The organism is Rhizobium tropici CIAT 899 (assembly GCF_000330885.1).
GTDB classification, from domain to species: domain Bacteria; phylum Pseudomonadota; class Alphaproteobacteria; order Rhizobiales; family Rhizobiaceae; genus Rhizobium; species Rhizobium tropici.
Genome location: NC_020059.1, coordinates 2274009 through 2300279, shown reverse-complemented (window position 1 = coordinate 2300279; position 26271 = coordinate 2274009). Strand labels below are relative to the sequence as shown.

The 26271-nt window shown below is 59.1% G+C and carries 23 protein-coding genes; 19 read left to right on the top strand and 4 right to left on the bottom strand.

The features are described from left to right. Positions 1–5 precede the first annotated feature (5 nt). The 5 genes from murD to murB all read left to right on the top strand — a co-directional run bounded on the left by murD (position 6) and on the right by murB (position 6259). Positions 6–1418 (top strand): UDP-N-acetylmuramoyl-L-alanine--D-glutamate ligase, encoded by a 1413-nt coding sequence (gene murD / locus RTCIAT899_RS11230; RefSeq protein ID WP_015340354.1) that lies wholly within the window; start codon positions 6–8, stop codon positions 1416–1418. Between the two features lies 1 nt (position 1419). After that, a complete protein-coding gene (ftsW, locus tag RTCIAT899_RS11225; protein ID WP_015340353.1) occupies positions 1420–2574 on the top strand; it encodes a putative lipid II flippase FtsW in 1155 nt (384 codons plus the stop codon). A gap of 180 nt (positions 2575–2754) precedes the next feature. Further along, a complete protein-coding gene (gene murG / locus RTCIAT899_RS11220) occupies positions 2755–3876 on the top strand; it encodes an undecaprenyldiphospho-muramoylpentapeptide beta-N-acetylglucosaminyltransferase (protein WP_015340352.1) in 1122 nt (373 codons plus the stop codon). Continuing rightward, positions 3873–5288 (top strand): UDP-N-acetylmuramate--L-alanine ligase, encoded by a 1416-nt coding sequence (gene murC, locus RTCIAT899_RS11215; protein WP_015340351.1) that lies wholly within the window; start codon positions 3873–3875, stop codon positions 5286–5288. Before murG ends, murC begins: the two co-directional genes overlap by 4 nt. Beyond that, positions 5285–6259 (top strand): UDP-N-acetylmuramate dehydrogenase, encoded by a 975-nt coding sequence (murB, locus tag RTCIAT899_RS11210; RefSeq protein WP_015340350.1) that lies wholly within the window; start codon positions 5285–5287, stop codon positions 6257–6259. Before murC ends, murB begins: the two co-directional genes overlap by 4 nt. Before the next feature lie 91 nt (positions 6260–6350). Here the strand turns inward: murB and RTCIAT899_RS11205 are convergent, their stop codons facing one another. Further along, on the bottom strand, positions 6351–7682 hold the full coding sequence (locus RTCIAT899_RS11205) for an MFS transporter (RefSeq protein WP_015340349.1): 1332 nt from the start codon (positions 7680–7682) through the stop codon (positions 6351–6353). 256 nt (positions 7683–7938) lie between these two features. Here RTCIAT899_RS11205 and aqpZ point away from each other — a divergent pair, with 256 nt between their 5' ends. The 9 genes from aqpZ (at position 7939) to RTCIAT899_RS11160 (ending at position 18831) form a co-directional block, all read left to right on the top strand. Next, the gene (gene aqpZ / locus RTCIAT899_RS11200; RefSeq protein ID WP_015340348.1) at positions 7939–8625 is read left to right on the top strand and encodes an aquaporin Z; all 687 of its coding nucleotides are present in this window, start codon (positions 7939–7941) and stop codon (positions 8623–8625) included. Between the two features lie 299 nt (positions 8626–8924). After that, on the top strand, positions 8925–9851 hold the full coding sequence (locus RTCIAT899_RS11195; protein WP_015340347.1) for a D-alanine--D-alanine ligase: 927 nt from the start codon (positions 8925–8927) through the stop codon (positions 9849–9851). Further along, positions 9839–10771: a cell division protein FtsQ/DivIB gene (locus RTCIAT899_RS11190; protein WP_015340346.1), complete on the top strand. Its 933-nt coding sequence runs from the start codon at positions 9839–9841 to the stop codon at positions 10769–10771. The genes RTCIAT899_RS11195 and RTCIAT899_RS11190 overlap by 13 nt, the downstream gene beginning before the upstream one ends. Continuing rightward, positions 10768–12099, top strand: a complete 1332-nt coding sequence (gene ftsA, locus RTCIAT899_RS11185; RefSeq protein ID WP_015340345.1) for a cell division protein FtsA — start codon at positions 10768–10770, stop codon at positions 12097–12099. Before RTCIAT899_RS11190 ends, ftsA begins: the two co-directional genes overlap by 4 nt. Positions 12100–12201: 102 nt before the next feature. Further along, positions 12202–13938, top strand: a complete 1737-nt coding sequence (ftsZ, locus tag RTCIAT899_RS11180) for a cell division protein FtsZ (protein ID WP_015340344.1) — start codon at positions 12202–12204, stop codon at positions 13936–13938. A 330-nt stretch (positions 13939–14268) separates the two neighbouring features. Then, positions 14269–15225 carry a UDP-3-O-acyl-N-acetylglucosamine deacetylase gene (gene lpxC, locus RTCIAT899_RS11175; RefSeq protein WP_015340343.1) on the top strand — a complete coding sequence of 319 codons (957 nt, stop codon included), beginning with the start codon at positions 14269–14271 and terminating at the stop codon, positions 15223–15225. A gap of 287 nt (positions 15226–15512) precedes the next feature. Continuing rightward, positions 15513–16382: an outer membrane protein assembly factor BamD gene (locus RTCIAT899_RS11170; RefSeq protein WP_183709668.1), complete on the top strand. Its 870-nt coding sequence runs from the start codon at positions 15513–15515 to the stop codon at positions 16380–16382. 12 nt (positions 16383–16394) lie between these two features. Then, positions 16395–18068 (top strand): DNA repair protein RecN, encoded by a 1674-nt coding sequence (gene recN, locus RTCIAT899_RS11165; RefSeq protein WP_015340341.1) that lies wholly within the window; start codon positions 16395–16397, stop codon positions 18066–18068. Positions 18069–18198: 130 nt separating this feature from the next. After that, positions 18199–18831 (top strand): DapH/DapD/GlmU-related protein, encoded by a 633-nt coding sequence (locus RTCIAT899_RS11160; protein WP_015340340.1) that lies wholly within the window; start codon positions 18199–18201, stop codon positions 18829–18831. Between the two features lie 21 nt (positions 18832–18852). On the opposite strand, the gene RTCIAT899_RS11155 is transcribed toward RTCIAT899_RS11160, so the two are convergent. After that, the gene (locus tag RTCIAT899_RS11155) at positions 18853–19593 is read right to left on the bottom strand and encodes a CDP-diacylglycerol diphosphatase (protein ID WP_015340339.1); all 741 of its coding nucleotides are present in this window, start codon (positions 19591–19593) and stop codon (positions 18853–18855) included. 343 nt (positions 19594–19936) lie between these two features. Between RTCIAT899_RS11155 and ligA the strand changes: the two genes are divergently transcribed. Then, on the top strand, positions 19937–22087 hold the full coding sequence (ligA, locus tag RTCIAT899_RS11150; RefSeq protein ID WP_015340338.1) for an NAD-dependent DNA ligase LigA: 2151 nt from the start codon (positions 19937–19939) through the stop codon (positions 22085–22087). Positions 22088–22129: 42 nt separating this feature from the next. On the opposite strand, the gene RTCIAT899_RS11145 is transcribed toward ligA, so the two are convergent. Then, positions 22130–22666 carry a GNAT family N-acetyltransferase gene (locus RTCIAT899_RS11145; protein WP_015340337.1) on the bottom strand — a complete coding sequence of 179 codons (537 nt, stop codon included), beginning with the start codon at positions 22664–22666 and terminating at the stop codon, positions 22130–22132. Between the two features lie 331 nt (positions 22667–22997). On the opposite strand from RTCIAT899_RS11145, the gene RTCIAT899_RS11140 reads away from it, so the two are divergent. The 3 genes from RTCIAT899_RS11140 (at position 22998) to RTCIAT899_RS11130 (ending at position 24483) form a co-directional block, all read left to right on the top strand. Then, positions 22998–23321, top strand: a complete 324-nt coding sequence (locus tag RTCIAT899_RS11140) for an ArsR/SmtB family transcription factor (protein WP_015340336.1) — start codon at positions 22998–23000, stop codon at positions 23319–23321. Between the two features lie 38 nt (positions 23322–23359). Next, entirely contained in the window at positions 23360–23803 is a 444-nt protein-coding gene (locus tag RTCIAT899_RS11135) for an SRPBCC family protein (RefSeq protein ID WP_015340335.1), read from the top strand. A 185-nt stretch (positions 23804–23988) separates the two neighbouring features. Beyond that, positions 23989–24483 carry a CreA family protein gene (locus RTCIAT899_RS11130; protein ID WP_015340334.1) on the top strand — a complete coding sequence of 165 codons (495 nt, stop codon included), beginning with the start codon at positions 23989–23991 and terminating at the stop codon, positions 24481–24483. Positions 24484–24748: 265 nt separating this feature from the next. Here the strand turns inward: RTCIAT899_RS11130 and RTCIAT899_RS11125 are convergent, their stop codons facing one another. Beyond that, on the bottom strand, positions 24749–25213 hold the full coding sequence (locus RTCIAT899_RS11125) for a chemotaxis protein CheW (RefSeq protein ID WP_015340333.1): 465 nt from the start codon (positions 25211–25213) through the stop codon (positions 24749–24751). Between the two features lie 450 nt (positions 25214–25663). Here RTCIAT899_RS11125 and RTCIAT899_RS11120 point away from each other — a divergent pair, with 450 nt between their 5' ends. Then, positions 25664–26266: an SCO family protein gene (locus RTCIAT899_RS11120; protein ID WP_015340331.1), complete on the top strand. Its 603-nt coding sequence runs from the start codon at positions 25664–25666 to the stop codon at positions 26264–26266. Positions 26267–26271: the final 5 nt, after the last annotated feature.

The window sequence follows — 26271 nt, the reverse complement described above, 5'->3', positions numbered from 1 at the left end:
CGTCGATGATTCCTATCTCCACGCTGAACGGAAAGAAGGTCGCTCTCTTCGGGCTCGGCGGTTCCGGCTTTGCCACGGCGCGCGCGCTTGTTGCCGGCGGCGCCGATGTCACGGCTTGGGACGATAATCCGGACAGCGTGGCGAAGGCGGCTGCCGAAGGGATAGCGGTCACCGATCTGAGGGCGATCGACTGGAATGGCCTGTCGGTCTTCGTTTTGTCGCCCGGCGTGCCGCTGACGCATCCAAAACCACACTGGACCGTCGATCTCGCTCATGCAGCTGGCGTCGAGATCATAGGCGACGTGGAGCTTTTCGTCAGGGAGCGGCGCGCGCATGCGCCGGATTGTCCGTTCATCGCCATCACCGGGACGAACGGCAAATCGACGACGACTGCGCTGATCGCTCATATCCTGCAATCGAGCGGCCGCGACACACAGCTCGGCGGCAATATCGGTACGGCGGTGCTGACGCTCGATCCGCCGAAGGCCGGACGTTTCTACGTTGTTGAATGCTCCTCCTATCAGATCGATCTGGCGCCGACGCTTAATCCTTCGGCGGGCATTCTCTTGAACCTGACACCCGATCATCTCGATCGGCATGGCACGATGCAGCATTATGCCGACATCAAAGAGCGGCTTGTCGCGGGCAGCGACGTTGCCGTGGTCGGCATCGATGACAGCCATTCCTCATTGATCGCCGACCGTATCGAGCGAGCTGGCGGCAAGGTCACACGAATTTCGCGCCGGCACGCATTGGCGGATGGCCTCTATGCCGAGGGTAGCCGCATCCTGCAGGCATCGAACGGTGCGGCAAGCGAGATCGCCGATCTCGACGGTATTCAAACGCTGCGCGGCGGCCATAACGCACAGAATGCGGCGGCGGCAATCGCTGCCTGCCTCTCTGTCGGCGTTTCCGCGGAGGAAATTCGCGCTGGTCTGAAATCCTTCCCAGGGCTCAAGCATCGCATGCAACCCGTTGGAAAGCGCGGGCGCGTCGTCTTCGTCAACGATTCCAAGGCGACCAATGCGGATGCGGCCGCGCCTGCGCTTTCGAGCTACGAGAATATCTACTGGATCGCCGGCGGCCTGCCGAAGGAGGGTGGCATCACCAGCCTGGCGCCGCTCTTTCCGCGTGTCGCCAAGGCCTATCTGATCGGTGAAGCGGCACCCGCCTTTGCGGCGACGCTCGGCGACCAAGTCCCCTATGAAATTTCCGGCACGCTGGAACGCGCCGTGGCACATGCTGCCGCGGACGCTGGCAGGGACGAACGTGAGTCTGCTGCGGTGATGCTGTCACCGGCCTGCGCAAGCTTCGATCAGTATAAGAATTTCGAGGTCAGGGGCGACGCCTTCGTCAGCCACGTCGCTGCGATCGATGGCGTCACCATGCTGATCGGTTCAGCAACTGGAGGCAAATGATATGGTAAGCCGCGTTGAACGTGGGGCCTTGGCCGAATGGTTCTGGACCATCGACCGCGTGTTTCTCGCCCTTTTCATCCTCTTGATCGGCATCGGCTTCATGCTGTCCTTCGCGGCTTCGCCGGCGGTGGCGGAGCGCATCGGGCTTGAGCCGTTCCACTTCGTCAAGCGCCACGCCCTGTTCCTCGTCCCGGCGATTGCGGCGATGATCGGCATTTCCTTTATGACGCCCAGACAGGTGCGACGAACGGCAGTCATTCTGCTGATCGTCTCACTGGCGATGATGCTTTTTGCGCTTTTCTTCGGCATCGAAGTCAAGGGCTCGCGGCGCTGGGTCAATATCGCCGCCCTGTCGATTCAGCCTTCGGAATTCATGAAGCCGGCTTTCGTCGTCGTCTGCGCCTGGCTGTTTTCCGAACATGCGCGCCAGCCGGAGATTCCCGGCAATCTCTTCGCCATCATTCTTTTCGGCATTGTCGTCGCCTTGCTCGTCGCCCAGCCTGACCTTGGCCAGACCATCCTGACGACCGCCGTCTGGGGCGGCATGTTCTTCATGGCCGGCATGCCCTGGCTGTGGATCATCGTGCTTGGCGGTCTTGGCGCGGGCGGTTTCGTCACCGCTTATTACGTTTTCGATCACGTCGCACAGCGCGTGAACAAGTTCCTGACCGGCGAGGGCGATACGTTTCAGGTTGATACCGCCAAGGAAGCGATTGTCCATGGCACCTGGTTCGGTGTCGGCCCGGGCGAGGGCACCGTCAAGCGCATCATCCCGGACGCCCATACCGACTTCATCTTCTCGGTCGCGGCCGAGGAATTCGGCGCCATCTTCTGCATGGTGCTTGTGCTGATCTTCGCCTTCCTCGTGCTGCGCGGCCTGTCGCATGCCTACAAGGAGAAGAACGACTTCAACCGTTTTGCCGTCGCCGGCCTGGTGCTGCAGATCGGTATCCAGTCGATTATCAACATTGGTGTGAACCTGCAGCTGCTGCCGGCGAAGGGCATGACGCTGCCGCTGATTTCTTACGGCGGTTCATCGATGACCGCGATCTGCGTGACGGCGGGCTTCATTCTGGCGCTGACGCGTCACAGGCCGGAAAAGCGTGCGCAGGATCGGACAATGTTCCGCGTGACGCACGGTTTGCCGGCGGAGTGAGCGTTTTGGGACTACCGGCCATCTGCTCCTCATATCTCCTGCCTGCCGCTCATTCTCCGGTCGCTTTTCCCGAAGCGCCGGTCTATGAGGGGGGCTTGGCCCGCGCCGATGACGCGGTCGGTGCGGCTTCCTATATTAGGGAGATGCCCCGAGTAGTGGGGTATTCGCGGGAGCGAAATTATGAGTAAAGGCATTGTCCTTCTTGCCGCCGGCGGTACCGGCGGTCACGTTTTTCCGGCCGAAGCGCTGGCCTACAAGCTGAAGGAGCGCGGCTATTCCGTGCACCTCGTCACCGACAGCCGTGCCGAACGCTATGCCGGCAAATTCCCGGCCGATGAGATCCATGTCGTGCCCTCGGCAACGATCGGTTCGAAGAACCCTGTGAAGGTCGCGAGCGCCCTTTGGACGCTGTGGACCGGCATGCGCGCAGCGCGCAAGCTGATCCAGCGTATCAAGCCCGTCTGCGTCGTCGGCTTCGGTGGCTATCCAACGGTTCCGCCGCTTCTGGCCGCAACGCGTATGGGCGTGCCGTCCATGCTGCATGAGCAGAATGCCGTCATGGGTCGCGCCAACAAGATGCTGGCGACGCGCGTGCGTGCGATTGCCGGCGGCTTCCTTACGGAAAACGGCGCGTTTGCCGAGAAGACGGTGACCACGGGCAATCCCGTGCGTCCGGCCGTCATCGAGGCGGCCAAGCGTCCGTATGTGCCATCTGGTCCGGAAGATCCGTTTAACCTCGTCGTGTTCGGCGGCAGCCAGGGCGCGCAATATTTCTCGAAGGCCGTGCCGACAGCTATCAGCCTGCTTGAGGAGTCGCTGCGCAAGCGCCTGCGGATCACGCAGCAGGTGCGCCCTGAGGATATGGAGACGGTCAACAGCTGCACGAGAAAGCTTGAGATGGGCGCCGATGTCGCGCCGTTCTTCAACGACATGGCGGAGCGTATCGGTGCTGCGCATCTGGTTCTCTGCCGCTCCGGTGCCTCCACGGTCTCCGAGCTTGCCGTCATCGGGCGCCCGGCGATCCTGGTTCCCTATCCGCATGCCTTGGATCACGATCAGGCCGCCAATGCGGCTGCGCTCGCGGCAACCGGCGGCGTCAAGGTCATCGTGCAGTCGGAACTGACGCCGGAGAAACTTTCCACCATCCTGCGCGGTGCCATGACCATGCCGGAAAAGCTCGCAAAGATGGCTGCATCAGCCAAGCAGGCGGGCAAACCTGATGCGGCAAACTTGCTTGCCGACATGGTTGAGGCTATTGCCGCGGGACGTTCAATTCAGCAATTCAAGGGGGCAGGCGCATGAAGCTGCCGAAGGCAATCGGCCTTGTGCATTTTATCGGTATTGGTGGCATTGGAATGAGCGGCATCGCCGAGGTTCTGCATAACCTCGGCCATCGCGTACAGGGTTCCGATCAATCGGAAAGTGCCAACGTGCAGCGGCTGCGCGACAAAGGCATCCCGGTCCATATCGGTCACAAGGCTGAGAACCTCGGCGATGCAGAAGTTGTCGTCGTATCCACGGCCATCAAGAAGAGCAATCCCGAGCTCGTGGCCGCGCGTGAAAAGCTGCTGCCGGTCGTGCGCCGTGCCGAAATGCTCGCGGAGCTGATGCGCTTCCGCAACGCCATCGCCATCGGTGGCACGCATGGCAAGACCACGACGACATCGCTGGTGGCGACGCTTTTGGAGGCCGGTGGTCTTGATCCTACAGTCATTAACGGCGGCATCATCAACGCCTATGGCACCAATGCGCGCATGGGTGAGGGCGAGTGGATGGTGGTCGAAGCCGATGAATCTGACGGCACCTTCCTGAAGCTGCCGGCTGATGTCGCCGTCGTCACCAATATCGATCCCGAACATCTCGACCATTACGGCAATTTCGATGCTGTCCGTGCCGCCTTCCGGCAGTTCGTCGAGAACGTACCGTTCTACGGTTTCGGCGTCATGTGCATCGACCATCCGGAAGTGCAGTCGCTTGTGGGGCGCATCGAGGACCGCAAGGTGATCACCTACGGCGAGAACCCGCAGGCCGACGTGCGTTTCTCGAATGTGCGGATTGATGGTACGCGTTCGCTATTCGATATCGAAATTCGCAGGCGCCGCACCGGCAAGGTGATCCAGATCAAGGATCTCGTCATGCCGATGCCCGGCCGCCACAATATTTCCAATGCGACGGCTGCTGTTGCTGTTGCCAACCGGCTCGGGATTTCCAATGAGGCGATCGCCAAGGGGCTTGCGTCCTTCGGCGGCGTCAAGCGCCGCTTCACGCTGACCGGCGAATGGAACGGGGTCAAGGTTTTCGACGATTACGGCCATCACCCTGTCGAAATCAAGGCAGTGCTGAAGGCTGCACGCGAAGCCTGCAAGGGCCGCATCATCGCCGTTCATCAGCCGCACCGCTATACGCGCCTGTCGAGCCTCTTCGAGGAATTTGCCGCCTGCTTCAATGATGCCGACAGCATCTTCCTGGCGCCCGTCTATGCCGCCGGCGAAGAGCCGATCGAGGGGGTGGATTCGCAGACACTCGTTTCGCGCATCAAAGCCAGCGGTCATCGCGATGCACGTTACCTGCCTTCACAGGAAGATCTTGCCGCCATGGTTGCGGAGATTGCACAACCAGGGGATTTTGTGGTTCTGTTGGGGGCTGGTAGCATCACGTATTGGGCAGCATCATTGCCAAAGGAATTGGAAGGCCTCTCGGGTAAGTCCGCATGAAACAAGTAGATGGCGAAAAGCTTCTGGCGTCGCTCGGCGACGGTGTAAAGGACATCAGGGGACGGCTGACGCCGGACGCTCCGATGGATCGTGTGACGTGGTTCCGTGCCGGCGGCTTGGCTGAACTGATGTTCCAGCCGCATGACACGGACGATCTCATCACGTTCCTGAAGATATTGCCGGAAGAGGTACCGCTGACGGTTGTCGGCGTGGGTTCGAACATATTGGTGCGCGATGGCGGCATTCCGGGCGTTGTCCTCAGGCTTTCGGCCAAGGGCTTCGGTTCGGTCGAGCTTGCCGGCGAGAACCGCATCCTGGCCGGTGCGATCTGCCCGGACAAGCATGTCGCAGCCATGGCGATGGATAACAGCATCGGCGGTTTCCATTTCTATTACGGCATTCCCGGGAGCATCGGCGGTGCCGCACGCATGAATGCAGGCGCAAATGGTGCCGAAACCCGTGAGCGCGTCATCGAAGTGCATGCCGTCGACCGCAAGGGCAACAAGCATGTCCTGACCAATGCCGAGATGGGTTATAGCTACCGCCATTCCGATGCGTCTGAGGATCTGATCTTTACCCATGTCCTCTTCGAGGGGTATCCGGAGGATCGCGCCAAGATTCGCACCGAGATGGATGCTGTGCGCGCTCATCGCGAAACGGTGCAGCCGGTACGCGAGAAGACCGGCGGCTCAACCTTCAAGAATCCGGACGGTTTCTCCGCCTGGAAGCTGATCGACGAGGCGGGTTGCCGTGGCCTGGTCATCGGTGGTGCGCAGATGTCGTCGCTGCATTGCAATTTCATGATCAACATGGAGCAGGCGACGGGCTACGATCTGGAATATCTCGGCGAGCAGGTGCGTCGCGAGGTTTTCGAAAAATCCGGCATCAAGCTGGAGTGGGAAATCAAGCGCCTCGGAAACTTCATGCCGGGTCGGGAGGTCCGCCCGTTCCAGGGTGTGACGACCGAGTAGGTCCCGACTGTAATCGGTGCCGTCTTCATAAATGATTCAAGAAAAAGGCCGGGTTTTCACCCGGCCTTTTCAATTGGTTATGCCTGTTTTCTCAGACTTCGTCATTGCCCGAGAGCAGGATGCCGATCAGCGAGAGCACTGCTGCGCCGGCGAGATAGTAGCCGACATAGACAAGGCCGTAATTGGTCGCGAGCGATGTGGCAATGTAAGGTGCCAGGGACGCGCCGACGATCCCGCCGAGATTGAAGGTCATCGAAGCGCCTGTATAGCGCACCGTGGTCGGGAAGGGTGCCGCCAGCGCCGCGCCGATGGGGCCATAGGTAAAGCCCATCAGGGCAAGACCGATGATCGAGCAGGCGAACGCGCCGGCAAGGCCGGCCGTCAGCAGCGACGAGTAGGACAGGCCGAAGATGAGGATACCGATCGTCGTCAGGATGAGGACGAGGCGGCGGGAATAGCGGTCGGACAGGAGACCGGAGACTGGGATCATCAGGCCAAAGAAGACGACGCCGACGAGCTGAACGACCAGGAACTGGCCCTGCGAGTAGCCGAGGCCGGCCGGAAGCGGACCGTTGCCGGGCGCGCGAGTGCCCCAGCTCAGGGTGAATGCCGTCATCAGATAGAACAGCACGAAGGTCGCCACCGCGATGATGGTGCCGAGGATCAGGCTGCGGAAGTGCGAACGGAAGATGACCGCGATCGGAACGGAAACGCGCTCTTCCTTCTCAATGGCGCGCTGGAACTCCGGTGTTTCGGTGATCTTCAGGCGGACGTAAAGACCGACTGCCACCAGCACGATGCTGATCAGGAAGGGAACGCGCCAGCCGTAGTTGAGGAAATCCGCATCGGCCATGGTTTCGCGCAGGATGAGGAAAAGGCCGGCCGACAGAATGAAGCCGATAGGGGCGCCGAGTTGCGGGAACATGGCGTACCAGCTGCGCTTGCCCTCCGGTGCGTTTTCCGTCGCAAGCAAGACGGCGCCGCCCCATTCGCCGCCGAGGCCAAGGCCCTGGCCGAGGCGGCAAAGCGCCAGCAGAATCGGTGCGAGAACGCCAATCGACTCATAGGTCGGCAGCATGCCGATCACGACGGTCGAGAGACCCATGGTCATCAGAGCCGCGACCAGTGTCGCCTTGCGGCCGATTCGATCGCCGAAATGGCCGAAGATCATCGCGCCGATCGGGCGCGCGAAGAAGGCGATGGAAAAGGTCGCGAAGGACTGCAGGGTGGCGGACGTTGGGTCGCTTGCCGGGAAAAACAGCTTCGGGAAGACGATAACCGCCGCCGTTGCATAAACATAGAAATCGAAAAATTCGATCGTTGTGCCGATGAGGCTCGCGATCAGAACACGTGCCGGGGAATTCGCAACAGCATTGTTCGATGACGAGGGGGTCGGCGATAAAGGAGATATCGCGTCAGTCATGTTCCCACCATTTCAGAGGATGCTAAGGCGCGCTTAGCAGATAAAAATTGTCCTTAGCGTAATTTTTGTTCAACGCAAACGTTAACTGCGCAAGAAATCAGCGGTTGCGTGCTATTATTTTGACGTAATTGTTGATTCGTGAGCAATCAGTCGGGCGTTTGTTATTGGAGAGGCGTGCTCCGGCGAGTCCTTACCGGAATCTTTTTCACCAATGGCCGATTCTCGCTTGGATTGCGGGCTGAGGAGATAAGGTTTCATGCAGAAAAAACTCATCGCTGAGTTTCTTGGGACGTTTTGGCTCGTTTTCGGCGGCTGCGGGAGTGCGATCTTCGCAGCAGCCTTTCCGAGCCTCGGTATTGGTTTTCTTGGCGTTGCCTTTGCGTTCGGTCTGACTGTGCTGACGATGGCTTTTGCCGTCGGCGGCATATCAGGAGGGCACTTCAATCCGGCCGTTTCGGTCGGCCTGACGGTGGCTGGCCGCTTTCCCGGCGGGCAGCTCGTTCCCTATATCATCGCGCAGGTCATCGGCGCCGTTGTCGCGGCGGCCGTGCTCTATCTGATCGCAAGTGGCAAGGCCGATTTCCAGCTCGGCGGGTTTGCGGCGAATGGCTATGGGGAACATTCTCCCGGCGGCTATTCCATGGTGTCGGCATTGGTGGCCGAAATCGTGCTGACGCTGTTCTTCCTGGTCGTGATTCTGGGTTCGACGAGCAGCAAGGTGCCGGCCGGCTTCGCGCCGATCGCCATCGGCTTGGCGCTGACGCTGATCCATCTGATCTCGATTCCGATCACCAATACGTCGGTGAATCCGGCCCGCTCGACGGGGCAGGCCATATTCGTTGGCGGTTGGGCTCTGCAGCAGCTTTGGCTGTTCTGGGTCGCGCCCATCGTCGGCGGAGCGTTGGGCGGGCTCGTCTGGAAGCTGGTCGACGACAGCGAGTGATTTCAGCCTCATTTAAAAGCCTTGAGCCCCGCATCGGTCCCTCGATGCGGGGCTTATTGTTTAAAAAAATCTAAATGTAGCGATTTCAAAAGTAGCAACTCCATGATTCCAATGGCAGAATTCTTTAAGTCGGTTTGATTCGAAGCATTCGGCCATCGCCAGGACGGCGGAAAGTTAACGAAAGTAAACGCTTCATTAACCTTAATGTCGTTCTAATCGGCCTATTGAAAGCGGGCGAGAATCGCGGTTAGGCGAGGCCCTGCAAACGCAAAGTAGAGACCGTGGAGTCGGGGGTATTGATGAGTGGCAAGCATGTGGCTGTCCTTTTGGGCGGATTTTCCTCGGAGAGGCCGGTCAGCCTTTCCTCGGGAAAGGCATGCGCCGATGCCCTCGAAGCCGAAGGCTTTCAGGTTACCCGTGTCGATGTCGATCATGACGTTGCCAGTCGGTTAGCTGAGTTGAAGTCCGATGTGGTCTTCAATGCATTGCATGGTCCTTTCGGTGAAGACGGTACCATTCAGGGCATTCTGGAATATCTGCAGATTCCCTATACGCATTCCGGCGTGCTTGCCTCAGCGCTTGCGATGGATAAGTCGCGCGCGAAGACTGTCGCCGCTGCTGCGGGTGTCCCGGTCGCGAGTTCGATCGTCATGGATCGTTTTGCTATTGTTGGCGAGCACCCGATGAAGCCGCCCTATGTCGTCAAGCCTGTGCGTGAAGGTTCGAGCTTCGGTGTCGTTATCGTCAAGGAAGATCAGGCGCATCCGCCACAGATCGTTACTTCTGCCGAATGGCGTTATGGCGATGAGGTTCTGGTCGAGCGTTATATCTACGGGCGCGAACTGACCTGCGGCGTCATGGACGGCAAGGTTCTTGGTGTGACTGAAATCGTGCCGCTCGGCCACAGCTTCTATGATTATGACGCCAAGTACGCCAAGGGTGGCTCAAAACATGTCTTGCCGGCGGAAATTTCACCGAATCTTTACCAAAAGATACAAACATTATCGTTAAGGGCGCATGAAGCTATCGGCTGCCGCGGCGTTAGTCGATCTGACTTCCGTTTTGACGATCGCTTTTCCGAAGAGGGCGAACTTGTCTGGTTGGAGATCAACACCCAGCCCGGCATGACTCCTACCTCCCTGGTGCCTGAAATGGCCGCTCATGCCGGCTACTCTTTTGGTGAATTTCTCCGGTGGATGGTGGAGGACGCGTCTTGTTTGCGCTGACGGTCAAAAATATGAGGCGGTCCCGTCATCGCGTCCCGCTCGCCATCGACGAGGTCGAGGACGCATTCGTCCTCCCGCGTCCGCTGCGCCGCGCCGTTCGCTTCCTGGTTAGCCTCGGTTCGGGTCGCATTAACATCCCGGCTCACACGGGAACTGTCTCAACCCTTGTTCTCCTCGCGGCGACTGGCTTTTATGGCATGTCCGTTGGCGGTCACACTCAGGCTGTCGCCGAAGCGACGACCTCCGCTGCCGGTTTTGCTATCGAAGATGTGAAGGTCTCCGGCAACGACGAGACCTCCGAAATCGAAATCCTGCAGCTGCTCGGCCTCGACGGTACGACCTCGCTCGTCGCTCTCAATGCCGATGCGGCCCGTCAGAAGATTGCGAATCTGCCGTGGGTTCAGGATGTCGAAGTTCGTAAGGTCTATCCGAAGGCCGTCGAAGTGAAGCTCAAGGAGCGCAAGGCCTATGCCATCTGGCAGCACGGTTCCGAGCTTTCGCTGATCGAGAAGGATGGCAGCGTTATTGCGCCGCTGCGCGACAACAAGTTTGCCAAGCTGCCTCTCTTTGTCGGTCGTGATGCCGAAACTGCAGCCGCCTCCATCGACGACCAGTTTGCGAAGTGGCCCGAAATTCGCAGTCATGTGAAGGCTTTCGTGCGTGTCGCCGGTCGTCGCTGGGATCTCTATCTGGACAACGGCGTGATCATCAAATTGCCGGAAGACAATATCGATGATGCGCTGGCGCGGCTGACCAAGCTCGACAAGGATCAAAATCTTTTGCAGCGCGATATCGCTGCCGTCGATCTCCGGATCGATGACCGTACCGCCATTGAATTAACTCCGGATGCCGCAGTTCGTCGCCAGGCCGCAGTCGATGCAAGAAACAAGGCTTTGAAGAAAGCAGGTCAGGATACATGAGCTTATTTGGTTCGTCCCATTTCGGCCTGCCTCGGTTGAAGCCGCTCTCTTCGAAGCGATCGCATATCGTCTCGGTCCTCGACATCGGCTCGACGAAGGTCGTTTGCATGATCGGTCGCCTGACGCCGCGCGAGGAGAGCCAGGTTCTCCCGAACCGCACGCACAATATCGAGGTCATCGGTATCGGCCATCAGCGTTCGCGGGGCATCAAGACTGGTGTGATCGCTGATCTCGACGCCTTGGAAGGTGTCGTTCGGCTTGCCGTCGATGCCGCGGAACGCATGGCCGGTCTCACTGTCGACAGCCTGATCGTCAATGTTTCGGCTGGCCGTCTCGGCAGCGATATCTACACCGCGACCATCGATCTCGGCGGCCAAGAAGTCGAAGCCAACGATCTCAAGAAGGTTCTGGCTGCGGCCTGCCAGCAGTCGGTCCGCCAGGAGCGCGCCGTCCTGCATTCGCTGGCGACGGGCTATTCCCTTGACGGCGAGCGCGGCATTCGCGACCCGCTGGCCATGTTCGGCGACGCGCTCGGTGTCGACATGCATGTGGTGACGGCCGAGCGCGCAGCGCTTCGCAACCTCGAGCTCTGCATCAACCGCGCACATCTCTCGGTCGAAGGCATGGTGGCGACGCCTTATGCCAGCGGTCTTGCAGCCCTCGTCGACGATGAAGTCGAGCTTGGCTGCGCTGCGATCGACATGGGCGGCGGCACGACGACGATCTCGGTCTTCGCCGAGGGCAAGCTGGTGCACACAGACGCCGTCAGCCTTGGCGGCCATCATGTCACCACCGATCTTGCCCGCGGCCTTTCCACCCGCATCGAGGATGCGGAGCGCCTGAAGGTCGTCCATGCTTCGGCTCTCGCGAATTCTTCGGAAGAGCGTGAACTGATTTCCATCCCGCCGATCGGCGAAGACGAGCGTGACCAGCCGACACAAGTGCCGAAGGCGCTGGTGTCGCGCATCGTCAAGGCTCGCATCGAGGAAACCCTCGAGCTTATTCGCGATCGCATCCAGCGTTCGGGCTTCAGCCCGATCGTCGGCAAGCGCGTCGTCCTTACGGGCGGCGCGAGCCAGCTGACCGGTTTGCCCGATGTGGCACGCCGTGTTCTTGCCCGCAATGTCCGCATCGGTCGTCCGATGGGCGTGTCTGGTTTGCCGACGGCAGCCAAGGGTCCGGCTTTTTCGACTGCGGTCGGTCTGATGATCTATCCGCAGGTCGCAGACATGGAAACACATGCGCCGAGCAGCGGTCTGCTCTCGTCGTTTGGAGGCAATAGCAGCCGGATAGGCCGCGTCGGCCAATGGCTGAAAGAGAGTTTTTGAGTGCCTGATCCCGGAGTTCATTCCGGGGCAAGCGTCAGGCAAGTGAAATCGAGTGAATTGGCCGGCGTGGCGATGCGGCCATAAAGAGAAGGAACGGGTACAATGACTATCAAGCTGCATAAGCCAGATATCACCGAGCTTAAGCCGCGAATCACCGTGTTCGGTGTCGGTGGCGGTGGCGGTAATGCCGTCAACAACATGATCACGGCAGGCTTGCAGGGCGTCGATTTCGTCGTCGCCAACACGGATGCTCAGGCACTGACCATGACGAAGGCGGAGCGGATCATCCAGCTCGGCGTCAACGTCACGGAAGGTCTCGGCGCCGGCTCGCAGCCGGAAGTCGGCCGTGCAGCTGCCGAAGAGTGCATCGATGAAATCATCGATCACCTGAACGGTACGCATATGTGCTTCGTCACCGCCGGCATGGGCGGCGGTACGGGCACGGGTGCCGCTCCCGTTGTCGCACAGGCCGCTCGCAACAAGGGCATCCTGACCGTCGGCGTCGTCACCAAGCCGTTCCACTTCGAAGGCGGCCGCCGCATGCGTCTCGCCGAGCAGGGCATCCAGGAACTGCAGAAGTCGGTCGACACTCTGATCGTCATTCCGAACCAGAATCTGTTTCGCATCGCTAACGACAAGACGACTTTCGCCGACGCGTTCTCGATGGCCGACCAGGTTCTCTATTCGGGCGTTGCCTGCATCACCGACCTGATGGTGAAGGAAGGTCTCATCAACCTCGACTTCGCCGACGTCCGTTCGGTCATGCGCGAGATGGGCCGCGCGATGATGGGTACCGGCGAGGCTTCCGGCCAGGGCCGCGCAATGCAGGCTGCTGAAGCTGCCATTGCCAACCCGCTGCTCGACGAAACCTCGATGAAGGGCGCACAGGGCCTGCTGATCTCGATCACGGGCGGTCGCGATCTCACCCTGTTCGAAGTCGACGAAGCCGCAACCCGCATCCGCGAAGAAGTCGATCCCGACGCCAACATCATCCTCGGCGCCACCTTCGACGAATCGCTTGAAGGCATCATCCGCGTTTCTGTCGTCGCAACCGGCATCGATCGCGCGATGAACGAGGCTTCCGACAGGGGCATGGAATTCCGCCCGGCCGCAAAGCCTGCTATGCGTCCTTCCGCGGCCGCCGCTCCGGCAGCGGCCGCAGTTCAGCCTGCCCACGTCTCGCAGGCCCAAACCGCACAGGCTGCCGCTCCGGCTCCTCGTACCGTGGATCCGGTCGCTCAGACCATTCGTGCGGCAGAAGCCGATCTGGAGCGCGAACTGGAATTCCAGATGAGCCGGCAGGCTCAGGTGCCGCAGCAGCCGGTCATGCAGCAGGCAGCAGCGCCGGAAGATAATTTCCGTCCGCAGAGCCGCATCTTCGCAGCCGCTCCGGAGCCTCAGCCGGTCCGTCAGGCCCCGGTTCAGCCACAGCCGCAGGCGCCGGTCATGCATCAGCAGCCGGTCATCCGTCAGGCTCCCGAGCAGGTCCGCATGCCGAAGGTCGAGGATTTCCCGCCGGTTGTTAAGGCTGAAATGGAACATCGCGCCCAGCCGACCGCTGCCCAGGCTACCGAAGAGCGCGGCCCGATGGGGCTGCTGAAGCGAATCACCAATTCGCTCGGCCGCCGCGAAGAAGATCCGGCTTTCGACGACATGATGGCTTCGACGAACAACGCCGCTCCGCAGCAGCGTCGTGCGCCGTCGCAGGAAGCAAGCCTCTACGCTCCGCGTCGCGGCAATCTCGACGATCATGGCCGCCCGGTCCCGCAGGCGCGCATGGCAAGCCATGAGGACGATCAGCTCGAGATTCCGGCCTTCCTGCGCCGGCAGTCGAACTGATCCGCAACAGGCAGCCCTTTAATAGGTTGCTAACCATATTGAGGAAATCCGGGGCCGAAAGGCTCCGGATTTTCTTATTTTATAACCATTGTCTTATTTAAAATTATCCAATGAATTCAATTGGCTGCTTTCGTAACAAAACGAAAGAAACAGTGATTTGGAATGCGGTGTCTCGACGCGTATGTAGATATCAAGCAAGCCCGCTGAATCACATTCGGAGACAAATGTATGTGAGGTGCGTGGCGTAGTTAACAGACTGAACCGGCAATAAAGGGTAAGCGTCCGAAGATGACCGCCCAGCCTGGATCAGACAGACGAAGGCAGAATTACATGGCAATTGGATTGCTTGGTTTTCAGACCACCATTGCAAACCCCGTGACACTTTCCGGTATTGGCGTTCATTCCGGTGCCAATGTGTCGATCACTTTCTATCCCGCCGAAGCCGGTACCGGTGTCGTTTTCCAGCGTCTGCACGATAATGGCGATGTGACTGAACTTCGCGCCGTTTCTTCCCAAGTCGGCAATACGGATCTCTGCACGATTCTCGGTTTTTCCCCGGCGCGCTCTGTCGCGACGGTCGAGCACGTCATGGCTGCGATCTACGCGATCGGCCTCGATAATGTCGTTGTCGAGGTGTCCGGCGCGGAAATGCCGATCATGGACGGCAGCTCCTATCCTTTCATCGAGGCGATCGAGCAGGCGGGTATCGTTTCGCTCGGTGTCAAGCGTCGCTACATCCGCGTCATCAAGCCGGTGCGGATCGAAGCTGGCGGTTCCTGGTGCGAGTTCCGTCCCTACGACGGCACGCGCTTCGAAGTTGAGATCGATTTCGAATGCCCGCTGATCGGCCGCCAGAAGTGGCAGGGCGATCTGACGGCCGAAACCTTCAAGACGGAACTATCGCGCGCCCGTACCTTCGGCTTCATGCGCGATGTCGAGTCGCTGTGGGCTTCGGGCCATGCCCTGGGTTCGTCGCTGGAAAATTCTGTCGTCATTTCGGACGACAACACCGTCATCAACGTCGAGGGCCTGCGTTACGCCAAGGACGAATTCGTTCGCCACAAGACGCTCGATGCCGTTGGCGACTTGGCTTTGGCCGGCGCACAGTTCATCGGTTGTTACCGCTCTTATCGTGGTGGTCATCGCATGAATGCGAATGCTCTAAAGGCATTGCTCAGCGATGCTTCGGCTTACGAGGTCGTCGAAGCCTCGGCACCCCGCCAGCGCGGTCACGGTCGCGAGTTCATCGCGGTCAACGCCCCGGAATTCGCTCCCTGGTCGGCGTGATCCTTTCGGGATTGGAATGAGAAAAGCTGCCGCTCTGATGAAGGGCGGCTCTTTTTTTGGCGGCGACTCATTGGGTCTGCCTTCCGTCGCGAAGCGGCGGCAGGCAGAAGGGAACGATATGAGAAATCGCTGTCAAAACAGTGATTAAAGGCTGCGGATATGCGGTCTTTGCCACAAAAATGCGTTAATGCACCATCAATGCGTTGCCCTGATGGTGTTTTTGCGGCTAGAAACGCCAGCGAGAGAGAACGCCGTCTCCGCAACGACGGTTATGGGACAGTCATCCGATGGGTTTTGCAAGGTCTGAACGCATGAATATCACAGCACGGGCTTTGCTCGTATCGTTCCTTCTGGCCGGTACCGGTGCGGTGGTGACAGGGTGTAATACGAAGAAGGATATCGACATCACCAAGCTTGGTGTCGAGACCGATCCGCCGGAGATGCTCTACAATCAGGGCCTTGCCAACATCAAAGCTGGCAACATGACGGAGGCCGGCAAGAAGTTCGATGCCATCAATCAGCAGCAGCCTTTCTCCGAATGGGCGCGCAAGGCATTGGTGATGAGCACCTTCGTGAAATACCGCACAGGCCGGTATGACGATGCGGTGCAGACCGGCAATACCTATCTCAAGCAATATCCCGGCTCGGAAGATGCCGACTACGTGCAATATCTGGTCGGTTCGTCCTATGCCAAGCAGATCGTGGACGTGACGCAGGACCAGCGTGCTGCACAGCAGACGATCGAGGCGATGACCAAGCTCGTCAATACCTATCCGAAGTCGCAATATGTCAGCGACGCTCAGGAAAAGATCCGCTTTGCCAAGGATCAGCTTGCCGGCAAGGAAATGCAGGTCGGCCGTTATTATCTGGAGCGCAAGGATTATCTGGCTGCTATTTCCCGCTTCCGTGTAGTGGTGGAGCAGTATCCGACGACGAACCAGATCGAAGAAGCGCTGGCGCGACTCGTCGAAGCCTATTATGCAATGGGTATTGTTCCCGAAGCCCAGACAGCCGCCGCGGTTCTCGGTCACAACTATCCGGACAGCCGCTGGTATAAGGATTCCTATCAGCTGCTGCAGAAGGGCGGCGTCGAGCCGAGTGAAAATTCGGGCTCGTGGATTTCCAGGGCGGGCAAGAAACTTCTTCTTGGGACGTGAGATTGAGCGCAGATGCTGATCCAGCTTTCGATCCGCGATATCGTTTTGATCGAGCGGCTGGATCTTGCCTTCGAGTCCGGGCTTTCGGTTTTGACCGGCGAGACGGGTGCGGGCAAATCCATCCTGCTTGACAGCCTGTCGCTGGCCCTGGGCGGGCGCGGCGATGGCGGGCTGGTGCGCCATGGCGAGGAGCGCGGTCAGGTGACCGCTGTGTTCGATGTCGGCACGCAGCATCCGGCCCGCAAGCTCCTGCGCGAAAACGGCATCGATGATGACGGCGATTTGATTTTCCGCCGCGTTCAGTCCGCCGATGGCCGCACCAAAGCCTTTGTCAACGATCAGGCGCTCAGCGTTCAGCTCATGCGCCAGATCGGGCAACTCCTTGTCGAAATTCATGGTCAGCACGATGACCGTGCGCTCGTCGATACGGATGCGCATCGCATCTTGCTCGATGCTTTCGCTGGCCTCGCTGATGAGGCACAGGAAGTCGGCAGGCTTTACAAGATCTGGCGCGATACCGATCGCACGTTAAGGAAGCACAGAGAGCAGGTGGAGCGGGCTGCCCGCGAGGCCGACTATCTTCGCGCCTCTGTCGAGGAACTGGGGAAGCTCTCGCCGCAAGATGGCGAGGAGGACGAGCTTGCCGAAACGCGCTCGCGGATGATGAAGGCCGAACGCATTGCCGGCGATATCGCCGAGGCGTCCGAATTCCTCAATGGCAACGCATCGCCCGTGCCGCATATCGCCTCGCTGGTGCGCCGGCTGGAGCGCAAGAGTCATGAGGCACCTGGCCTTCTGGAAGATACCGTCGCATTGCTGGACGCTGCTCTCGATCAGCTTTCCAACGCGCAGATGGAGGTTGAAGCCGCGCTGCGCAAGACGGAATACGATCCGCGCGAACTAGAGCGGGTCGAAGAGCGTCTCTTCGCGTTGCGGGGCGCCTCGCGTAAATACTCCGTGCCGGTAACGGAATTGCCGGCCCTGGCCGCACGCATGATTTCGGATCTCGCCGATCTCGATGCCGGCGAAGAGCGGCTAGCGCGTCTTGCTGCCGAGCTTTCCGCCGCCAAGGCGGATTATGACGTTGCAGCGCGCAGCCTGTCGGAGAAGCGCCGCCACGCAGGCGAGGCGCTTGCAGCGGCCGTCATGGCCGAATTGCCAGCCCTGAAGCTCGAGCGTGCGCGTTTCATGGTGGAGATATCAAGCGATCCCGAAGCCGGAACGGCCGATGGTATCGATGTCGTCGAATTCCACGTTCAGACCAACCCCGGTACGCGTCCAGGCCCGATCACCAAGGTCGCTTCCGGAGGCGAGCTGTCGCGCTTTCTCCTGGCATTGAAGGTTGCGCTCGCCGATCGCGGCTCGGCGCCGACCCTCGTATTCGACGAAATCGACACGGGTGTCGGTGGCGCCGTCGCCGATGCGATTGGCCAGAGGCTGAAGCGCCTGTCCGATCGCGTACAGGTGCTGTCGGTCACCCATGCACCGCAGGTCGCCGCTCGCGCCGCAACGCATCTCCTGATCTCCAAGGGGCCGGTCGCGGACGGTTCGGAAAAAATTTCCACGCGCGTCGCTACCATGGAGCCGAAGGATCGCACCGAGGAAATCGCCCGCATGCTTGCCGGCGCTTCTGTGACCGAAGAGGCGAGAGCGGCCGCCAAACGCTTGCTGGCCGGCAACGGCTGATCTCACGACTGTCCATGGAGCAGATATCGGCGACGCCCTGCCGCTGACATCTCGCTCGGTCTTTCGGCAGTCCTGCGTCACATATCCTTCATCGTCCCCGGTTAGGCAGGCTAGAATCCGGAGACCGTCAATGCACTCGACCGCACAGCCAAATCGCCCCAAAATCGCGGAAACCGTTATCCACCCGACGGCGAAGATAAGAGATTCGCGCATCGGCAGATGCTGCGAGATTTTGGAAGACACATCTCTACACGTGGCCGAACTCGGGGATTTCTCCTATCTGGGCCCCCGCTGCATCGTGGGCGACGCAACGATTGGAAAGTTTTGCGCCATTGCGGCAGAGGTCAGAATTGGCGCTCCTAATCACCCGATGGACCGCCCCTCCATGCATCGTTTCACCTATTGCCCGGAATATTACTCGGCGGACGCCGTGCGGGATCATGCGTTTTTCGATCGGCGGAAGGAAGACCGCGCTGTCATCGGCAACGATGTCTGGATTGGTCACGGCGTGATCGTTCTGCCGGGCGTAAAGGTTGGAGACGGTGCAGTGCTTGCAGCAGGCGCTGTCGTCACCAAAGATGTCCAACCATATACGATCGTCGGCGGTATTCCCGCGAAATTCATTCGAGAGCGCTTCACGCGAAGCATTGCAGAGAGGCTTGCGTCCATTGCCTGGTGGGATTGGCCGTTTGAAACAATCATCGAGCGGCTTGCTGATTTTCAATCAAGCGACATAGAAGCCTTTTGCGAGCGCTGGTCTTGATCCGCGTCTGCGCGACATGCATCAGAGCCCGCACTTAGGATCGATCATATCCTCCGCGGACCCGCGGGATTTGTGTGCCTTGTTTATTCTCGCCAGAACATAGAAACCATGCTGCCCGTCAGGCAATACGGCGCCAAAGACGCCGACCACCACGTTTTCCATATTTGAACGGGCGCCATCGATGCCGTCCGCGACGAGCTGCAGCGGGTTCAAATTCGAGAGGTCATCGGCCGTGTGGAAACTTGCCCACCAGCCAGCTCGGGTCTTCAGGTCGGTAAACCGGCCGCTTTCAATCTCCGTCACATGAGCCTTCAATAGCGCCCTGAAGCGAGGTGTCTCGCATCCCATATGAATGTGAAGCCGATCTTGCGTGCGCCAGCTGGCGGCGTTTATCGCCAGAGCAAAATTCTGCCTCGAAGCCTTCGTTGCACGCGGATCGATTGCCGATAACTCTTTCCACGCTTCCTCAAAGTAGTTCGGCGCTCCTGCGGTCAGAAGGCGAGGGTCCTCGATACCGGGGACGTCGGCGAGGGGCGCAAGAATGGTTCGTTCTTTGTCAGCCGGTTCGCGAAGGACAACGTAGGACGACAGCGGATCCGGCGACTCCACTATTTTGAGGCACGGATATGGCGATCCGGTCAGGGTGGAGTTGATCTCACAAGCTCTAACGACCAGCCCCAACGCAGAGCGGCTGACGAACGAGCTCATGATCAAGACTGCACCGATGAGAGAAATGGAGAGAACGGCAAGACGATACTTCATGCGTGATTTCGAATTTCTGCTGACGATCCGATCATTTCCAGAGGTCTCGCTCTCATAATAACTATCTTAAATCCCCTGCGATACTCGGGAAAGAGCCGCTGCCCGGGACTGGGAAAGAGAATTCCGCTCAGGCTGTATCGAGGCCGATATTTCCCGCATCTGTAACACCAAGAAGGGCCGATCATGGCGTAAAGTTGTCGTGAACGCTACCATGATGGTTATTGGCATTCGGTAACTGAAATGCAGATTTTTCCCTTTGTTTTTACGTGCTCCGGGCCGAAACCGCTTCGCACTTTTCGCGGAAGTGCTCTAAAACATCTCCGAAATCGGGGAGTGTAGATTCATGAGCACCGAACAGAAGCCCGTGGAAGATTTGAGCGAAGAGGAAGCGGCCGCAGCGCTTGCCTATCTGGCTGCAGAGATCGCGCGCAACGACGCGCTTTATCATGGCAAGGATGCGCCGGAGATTTCGGATGCCGAGTATGATGCGCTGAAGCGGCGCAATGATGCGATCGAGGCTCGGTTTCCCGCATTGATTCGCGCTGATAGCTCATCACGCCGGGTCGGTGCCGCACCCTCGGAGACCTTTGCGCCTGTCGTCCACGCCAGGCCAATGCTCTCGTTGGACAACACCTTCTCGCAGGAAGATGTCGAGGATTTCGTCGCCAGCGTCTATCGCTTTCTCGGTCGCCTGCCTGACAATTCCATTGCCTTCACGGCGGAGCCGAAGATCGACGGTCTTTCCATGTCCATCCGCTACGAGAACGGCCGCATGGTGAGCGCCGCGACGCGCGGTGACGGCACGACAGGTGAGAATGTCACCGCCAATATCAGGACCATCAAGGAAATCCCTCAGACCTTGCCAGCGGGCGCTCCCTCGGTCGTCGAGGTGCGCGGTGAGGTCTATATGGCCAAGAGCGACTTCCTGGCGCTCAACGTGCAGATGGAGGCCGAGGGTAAGCAGACCTATGTCAATCCTCGCAATACGGCCGCCGGATCGCTGCGCCAGCTCGACGCGAAGGTGACGGCCAGCCGCAAGCTGAAGTTCTTTGCCTATGCCTGGGGCGAGATGTCCGACATGCCGGCGGATACGCAATACGGCATGGTGCAGACCTTCAAATCCTGGGGCTTTCCCGTCAACCCGTTGATGGAACGCTTGAATTCGGTTGCCGATATTCTCGCGCATTACGATCAGATAGGGCTGCAACGGCCCGATCTCGATTACGATATCGATGGCGTCGTCTACAAGGTCGATAGCCTGGAACTGCAGGCTCGCCTTGGTTTCCGCTCCCGCTCGCCGCGCTGGGCGACCGCGCATAAATTTCCGGCGGAACAGGCATTCACGCGTTTGGTCGGTATCGATATCCAGGTCGGCCGCACCGGCGCGCTTACGCCGGTCGCGCGCCTCGAGCCGATCACCGTCGGCGGCGTCGTGGTGACCAATGCGACGCTTCACAATGCCGACTACATCAAGGGCATCGGCAACAAGGGCGAGCTGATCCGCGATGGCCGCGATATTCGTGTCGGCGACATGGTGATCGTCCAGCGCGCAGGCGATGTCATCCCGCAGATCGTCGATGTCGTGCTGGAAAAGCGGGAAGCCTCGAGCGCGCCCTATGAATTCCCCAAAATCTGCCCGGTTTGCGGAAGCCACGCGGTGCGCGATATCAATGAGAAGACCGGTAAGGTCGATGCCGTCACACGTTGCACTGGCGGGTTCATCTGCCGGGCGCAGGCGACGGAGCATCTCAAGCATTTCGTTTCGCGCAATGCCTATGACATCGAGGGTCTGGGCTCGAAGCAGATCGATTTCTTCTTTGAGAGCGAGGATCCGGCGCTACAGATAAAGACTGCGCCTGACATCTTCACCTTGGAAAAGCGCCAGCAGACGTCACTGACGAAGCTGGAAAATATCGATGGTTTCGGCAAGGTCAGTGTTGGCAAGCTTTATGCCGCGATCAATGAGCGGCGCCAGATCGCCCTGCATCGCTTCATCTTCGCGCTCGGTATTCGCCATGTCGGCGAGACGACGGCAAAGCTTCTGGCGCGGTCCTACGGCACTTATGCGGCCTTCGAGGCAGGGATGAAAGAAGCAGCACCCCTTAGCGGGGATGCGTGGAACGACCTCAACAATATCGAGGGCATCGGCGAGGTAGTGGCGCGCGCCATCGTCGAATTCTATAAGGAGCCGCGCAATACTGAGGTCATCGCGAAGCTCCTGGAGGAGGTGCAGCCGCAGGAGGCCGAGCAACCGGTGACTTCGGGCAGTCCGGTGGCCGGCAAGACCGTCGTCTTTACCGGCTCTCTGGAAAAATTCACCCGCGACGAAGCCAAGGCGAAGGCCGAGAGCCTGGGCGCAAAGGTTTCCGGCTCCGTGTCGAAGAAGACCGATATCGTCGTGGCAGGGCCGGGCGCCGGCTCGAAGCTGGATAAGGCGCGCGAGTTCAATGTCCAGGTCATGACCGAGGACGAGTGGCTGGATTTGATCGGCTGATGATGAGCGGCGGCGGAATCACATCCGCCACCGCGTGATTGCTCACAATCTCAGCCGCGCCATCGCGAACGCATCCACATATTCGCCATTGCGGAAACCGAAGGCACGCAGCCGGCCTTCGGTCTCGAATCCGAATTTTTGGTAGAGCTTGATCGCTGGCGCGTTGTCGACATAGACGGTTAGTTCCAGCCGTTTGATCGCCAGCCAGTTGTCCGCGGTATCGACGATAGCGGCCAACAGTGCGGAGCCGATGCCGCAGCCCGTAAAATCGTCATGCACGCCCATACCAATACTACCGCTGTGGATCCGGCGACCCGCAAGGCGGTTCAGGCCGGCATTGCCCACAATCCGCCCCTCAAGCACGGCGACAAGGCCGGTCGAGTTGGGCGATGATTTCTCCAGCCATTGCCGTGTTTCCTCGACGCTTTGAAAGGGCAGGCGAAGCGTGCCGGCGCGAAAGCCGGGTAGATTGGCCATGGCCGCAATTCCTTCCGCGTCGGATGGGTGCGAGGCACGAATCTCGATAGCGCCGATCTTGTCTGATCGTCGTTTGGCGCGTTCTTGCTCTTCGAAAGACATGGGCTCTCCTTGATATTGATGAGGAGAGCAAGGAGGCTTCAACCCTGCTCGCCTCGGCAGGGTTGAGATGGATCGCGGTCAGCTCAGCGCAACACAGCTTCCACTCGCCCTGCAAAGGGAGAGATGGTGTGAAGGTGCATTACTGTGGTCCGCTTTGCGATCATGGGCGGATGATCCGACGTGGCGCGAAGGTTGTCAATCGTTCCTGGATAAATCCTTCGATTGCCGTGTCTTTGAGGCGCAATGCGATTGCCTCGTCTGCATATCACTTGACAGGCAACCATTTGGTTGCTTGTAAGATCGTAAAAGGCAACCAAATGGTTTCGTATCCGTGGATGATGATGCAGTCTTCAAGGCGTTGGCGGATGCCAGCCGGCGGCAATTGCTCGACAGGCTTCATGAGCGGAACGGGCAGACCCTGAGCGCCCTCTGCGAGGATTTGGACATGAGCCGCCAGGCAGTCGCCAAGCATCTTGCCATTCTGGAGGAGGCCAATCTGATCTCCTCGGAGAAGCATGGGCGAGAGAAGCTACATTTCATCAACGCGGTCCCGATCAACGGCATCGCCGAACGCTGGATCAACAAGTTCGAACAGCGGCATCTGAATACGCTTTCGGCCTTGAAAAAGGTGCTGGAAGGCGAGGGCGGGCAGTGAGCTCAAGAACAACGGAATTAAAAACGAGGAGAAATGGCATGACTGGAAGCAAATTTGTCTACGTCACCTTTATCCGCACCACCCAGGAAAAGCTCTGGTCGGCGCTGACCACGCCCGAATTCGTCAAGCAGTACTGGTTCGACATGATCCACGAGACCGAGTGGAAGGTTGGATCGCCGTGGAAAATGCTCTTTCCGGATGGCCGTGTTGCCGACACGGGAGAGATAGCGGAATTGGAACCGCCACGGCGGCTTGCCATCAAATGGCGCAACGAGTGGCGCCCTGACCTGAAGGCTGAAGGTTGGTCGCGCTGCGTGATGGAACTGGAGCCGGCGGACGGTGTCGTCAAGCTCACGGTTACCCATACAATCGAGGTCGAGGACTCGAAGCTGATCGAAGCCGTTTCCGGTGGGTGGCCGAAGATCTTGTCCAACCTTAAATCGCTGCTGGAAACCGGCACGGTGGCCATCAGTCAGAAGTGAAATGATGCGTTATCCTGCGTTTTCCGGACGCCGTTGCTTTGACGGCGTCCCTCCTGGCGACCTGGGCCTATTACTGGCGAAGTGCGCCCATTCGGAGATGCCTCCTTCATCTTGCAACGATCATGAACCATCTTACCTTAGCCGTGCCGCTCTTGCTCTTGGCGGCTGTTGTTGGAGGATGATCGATGCGTTCACCCAAACTTTCTGCCGCCATTGCCGCGTCTTTTCTGGCTCTGGCGCCCGTTTCCGCTTCCGCCGAAATTGTCGGCAAGGTGGGCGTGGACTGGACGGGCAATGATATTCTGGTCGATGCCGTGCCGGACCCTGAAGTCTCGGGCATCACTTGCCACGTGACCTATTTCGACCGCAGCGTGATCGACCGGCTGCGCAAGGGCAATTGGTTCGAAGATCCTTCCAACAATTCCATCGCCTGCCGTCAGACCGGTCCGATCGAGATCGGCGATATCAACCTGTCCCAGAGCGGCGAGGAGGTATTTCGCGCCGGTCTGTCGCTCATCTGGAAGAAGCTGGTCGTCACCCGCATTTACGACAAGAAGAATGACACGCTCGTCTATCTTATCCATTCGCGGCAGTTGACGGATGGCTCAGCCAAGATGGCCATTTCGACGATCCCCTTGTTCGGCCAACAGGTTACATGGAAAAACGGCAAGCCGAAATAATGGTATCCTGATACCGGAAAATAGCTCGTAGAAAGATAATACCAAAAAAAGTCATACTCTTGGGTTGTCGAATTCCTTCTGGTTGCTTTCGGTTTGCACCTTTTTGATGCAATTTCAGAAGCGAACGGGAAGGCGACTCTCGCCTCTGTTCACGGCCTGCAACACCGCGTCCTTGGCTACACCCCTGCCAAAACCGGTTATACAAAAACGATCGCCCTGGAGTTCGGCTCCAGGGCGATCTGCTTTTGTGAGCCGACTATTGAAATTAGGCTGCCTGCGCCAACTGATCCGCAATGACCGTATCGAGGTTGAGGAAGCAGACCATGGTCTTTTCCAGCGCCACAATGCCGCGGCAGAAGGCGCGCTGCCCTTCGGGGATGATTTCCGGAGCCGGCTGCAGATCTTCGCTCTTGATGGTCATCATGTCGGATACCTGCTCTACCAGGAGACCGACGAGCTTGCCCGCAATATCAGTAACGATGATTGCGGAGCGCTCCGAAGGTTCCGTCATCTTCATGCCGAGGCGGCAGGCCATATCGATGACCGGGATCACCGCACCGCGCAGGTTGATGAGGCCGAGCACGTAGGGCGGTGTATGCGGCATCGGCGTCACCGGCGCCCAGCCGCGGATTTCGCGGATGGCCATGATGTCGATGCAGAACTCCTGGTCGCCAAGATGAAAGGAGACGATTTCCAGATAGGCGCCCGATTGCTTGATGGCGTTCGTCATGTTCGAGAACTTCCCGTTTGGCATCGCCGCAAGCGACGCTCGCGATTGAAAAGAGAGATCGGCTGGAGCGGCTTGGGCAGCATCAGCATCCGGTGCTTTGGCGACAAAGAAGCCTTGCTTCCGGCGGGCGTCATGCCCTTCTGGGATAAAGAGGTTCGCCGCGCTTTCGGGCGGTGGCCGAAAGCGAGTTCGACCGTTGAAGCAGATGTTGGCGCGGACTGGTTAGGATTGATTTAACATCAATGCAGATTTCGTCCTGCCGAGCTTGAGGAGGGCGAGGAAACGAGTGGATCAGTGCGTGCAAGATACTCATTTCTATCCTGCGACGATTTCGGCCTCCTCTGAACATCTTCTTGAATTGCGTCCTCCACTTCGAGCCGTTACATCGGCTAGGGCGCGATCGCACTACACTTTCGGTACGATCGTCCGTATTGGTGAGGAATAGTATTCATGAGAAGCGTGCGGATTGCAGTTTGGGTGGCCGTGTTGATCGTAGCCGGACTATTGGGCTGGTTCAGCTTTGGTGGCGGCAAGTCGCCGGAGGTTGCGGCATCCGGGCCTTATGGTGTCCCCTTCACGCTCGTTTCACAGAGCGGCCAGCCGATCAGCGAGCAGGCATTTCGCAGCAAGCCCTCTGCCGTCTTCTTCGGCTACACGCATTGCCCGGATGTCTGTCCGACGACGCTGTTCGAGCTGAACGCCTGGCTGCAGAAGGTCGATCCGGACGGCACCAAGCTTAACGCCTATTTCGTGACCGTTGACCCCGAACGTGATACGCCTGCCATCATGGACCAATATGTCTCCAACGTTTCGAAGCGCATTACCGGCATTTCCGGTGATCCAGCCAAGGTGATGGACATGGTCAAAGGCTTCCGTGTCTATGCCAAGAAGGTGCCGGTCGACGACAAGCAGCCGAATGGCGACTATACGATGGATCACACCGCTTCCGTCTTCCTGCTGGATTCGCAGGGCCGCTTTGCCGGAACCATCGCCTATGAGGAGGACCCGGACGTGGCGGTGAAGAAACTGGAGAACCTAGTCAAGAAGGGATAGGACCT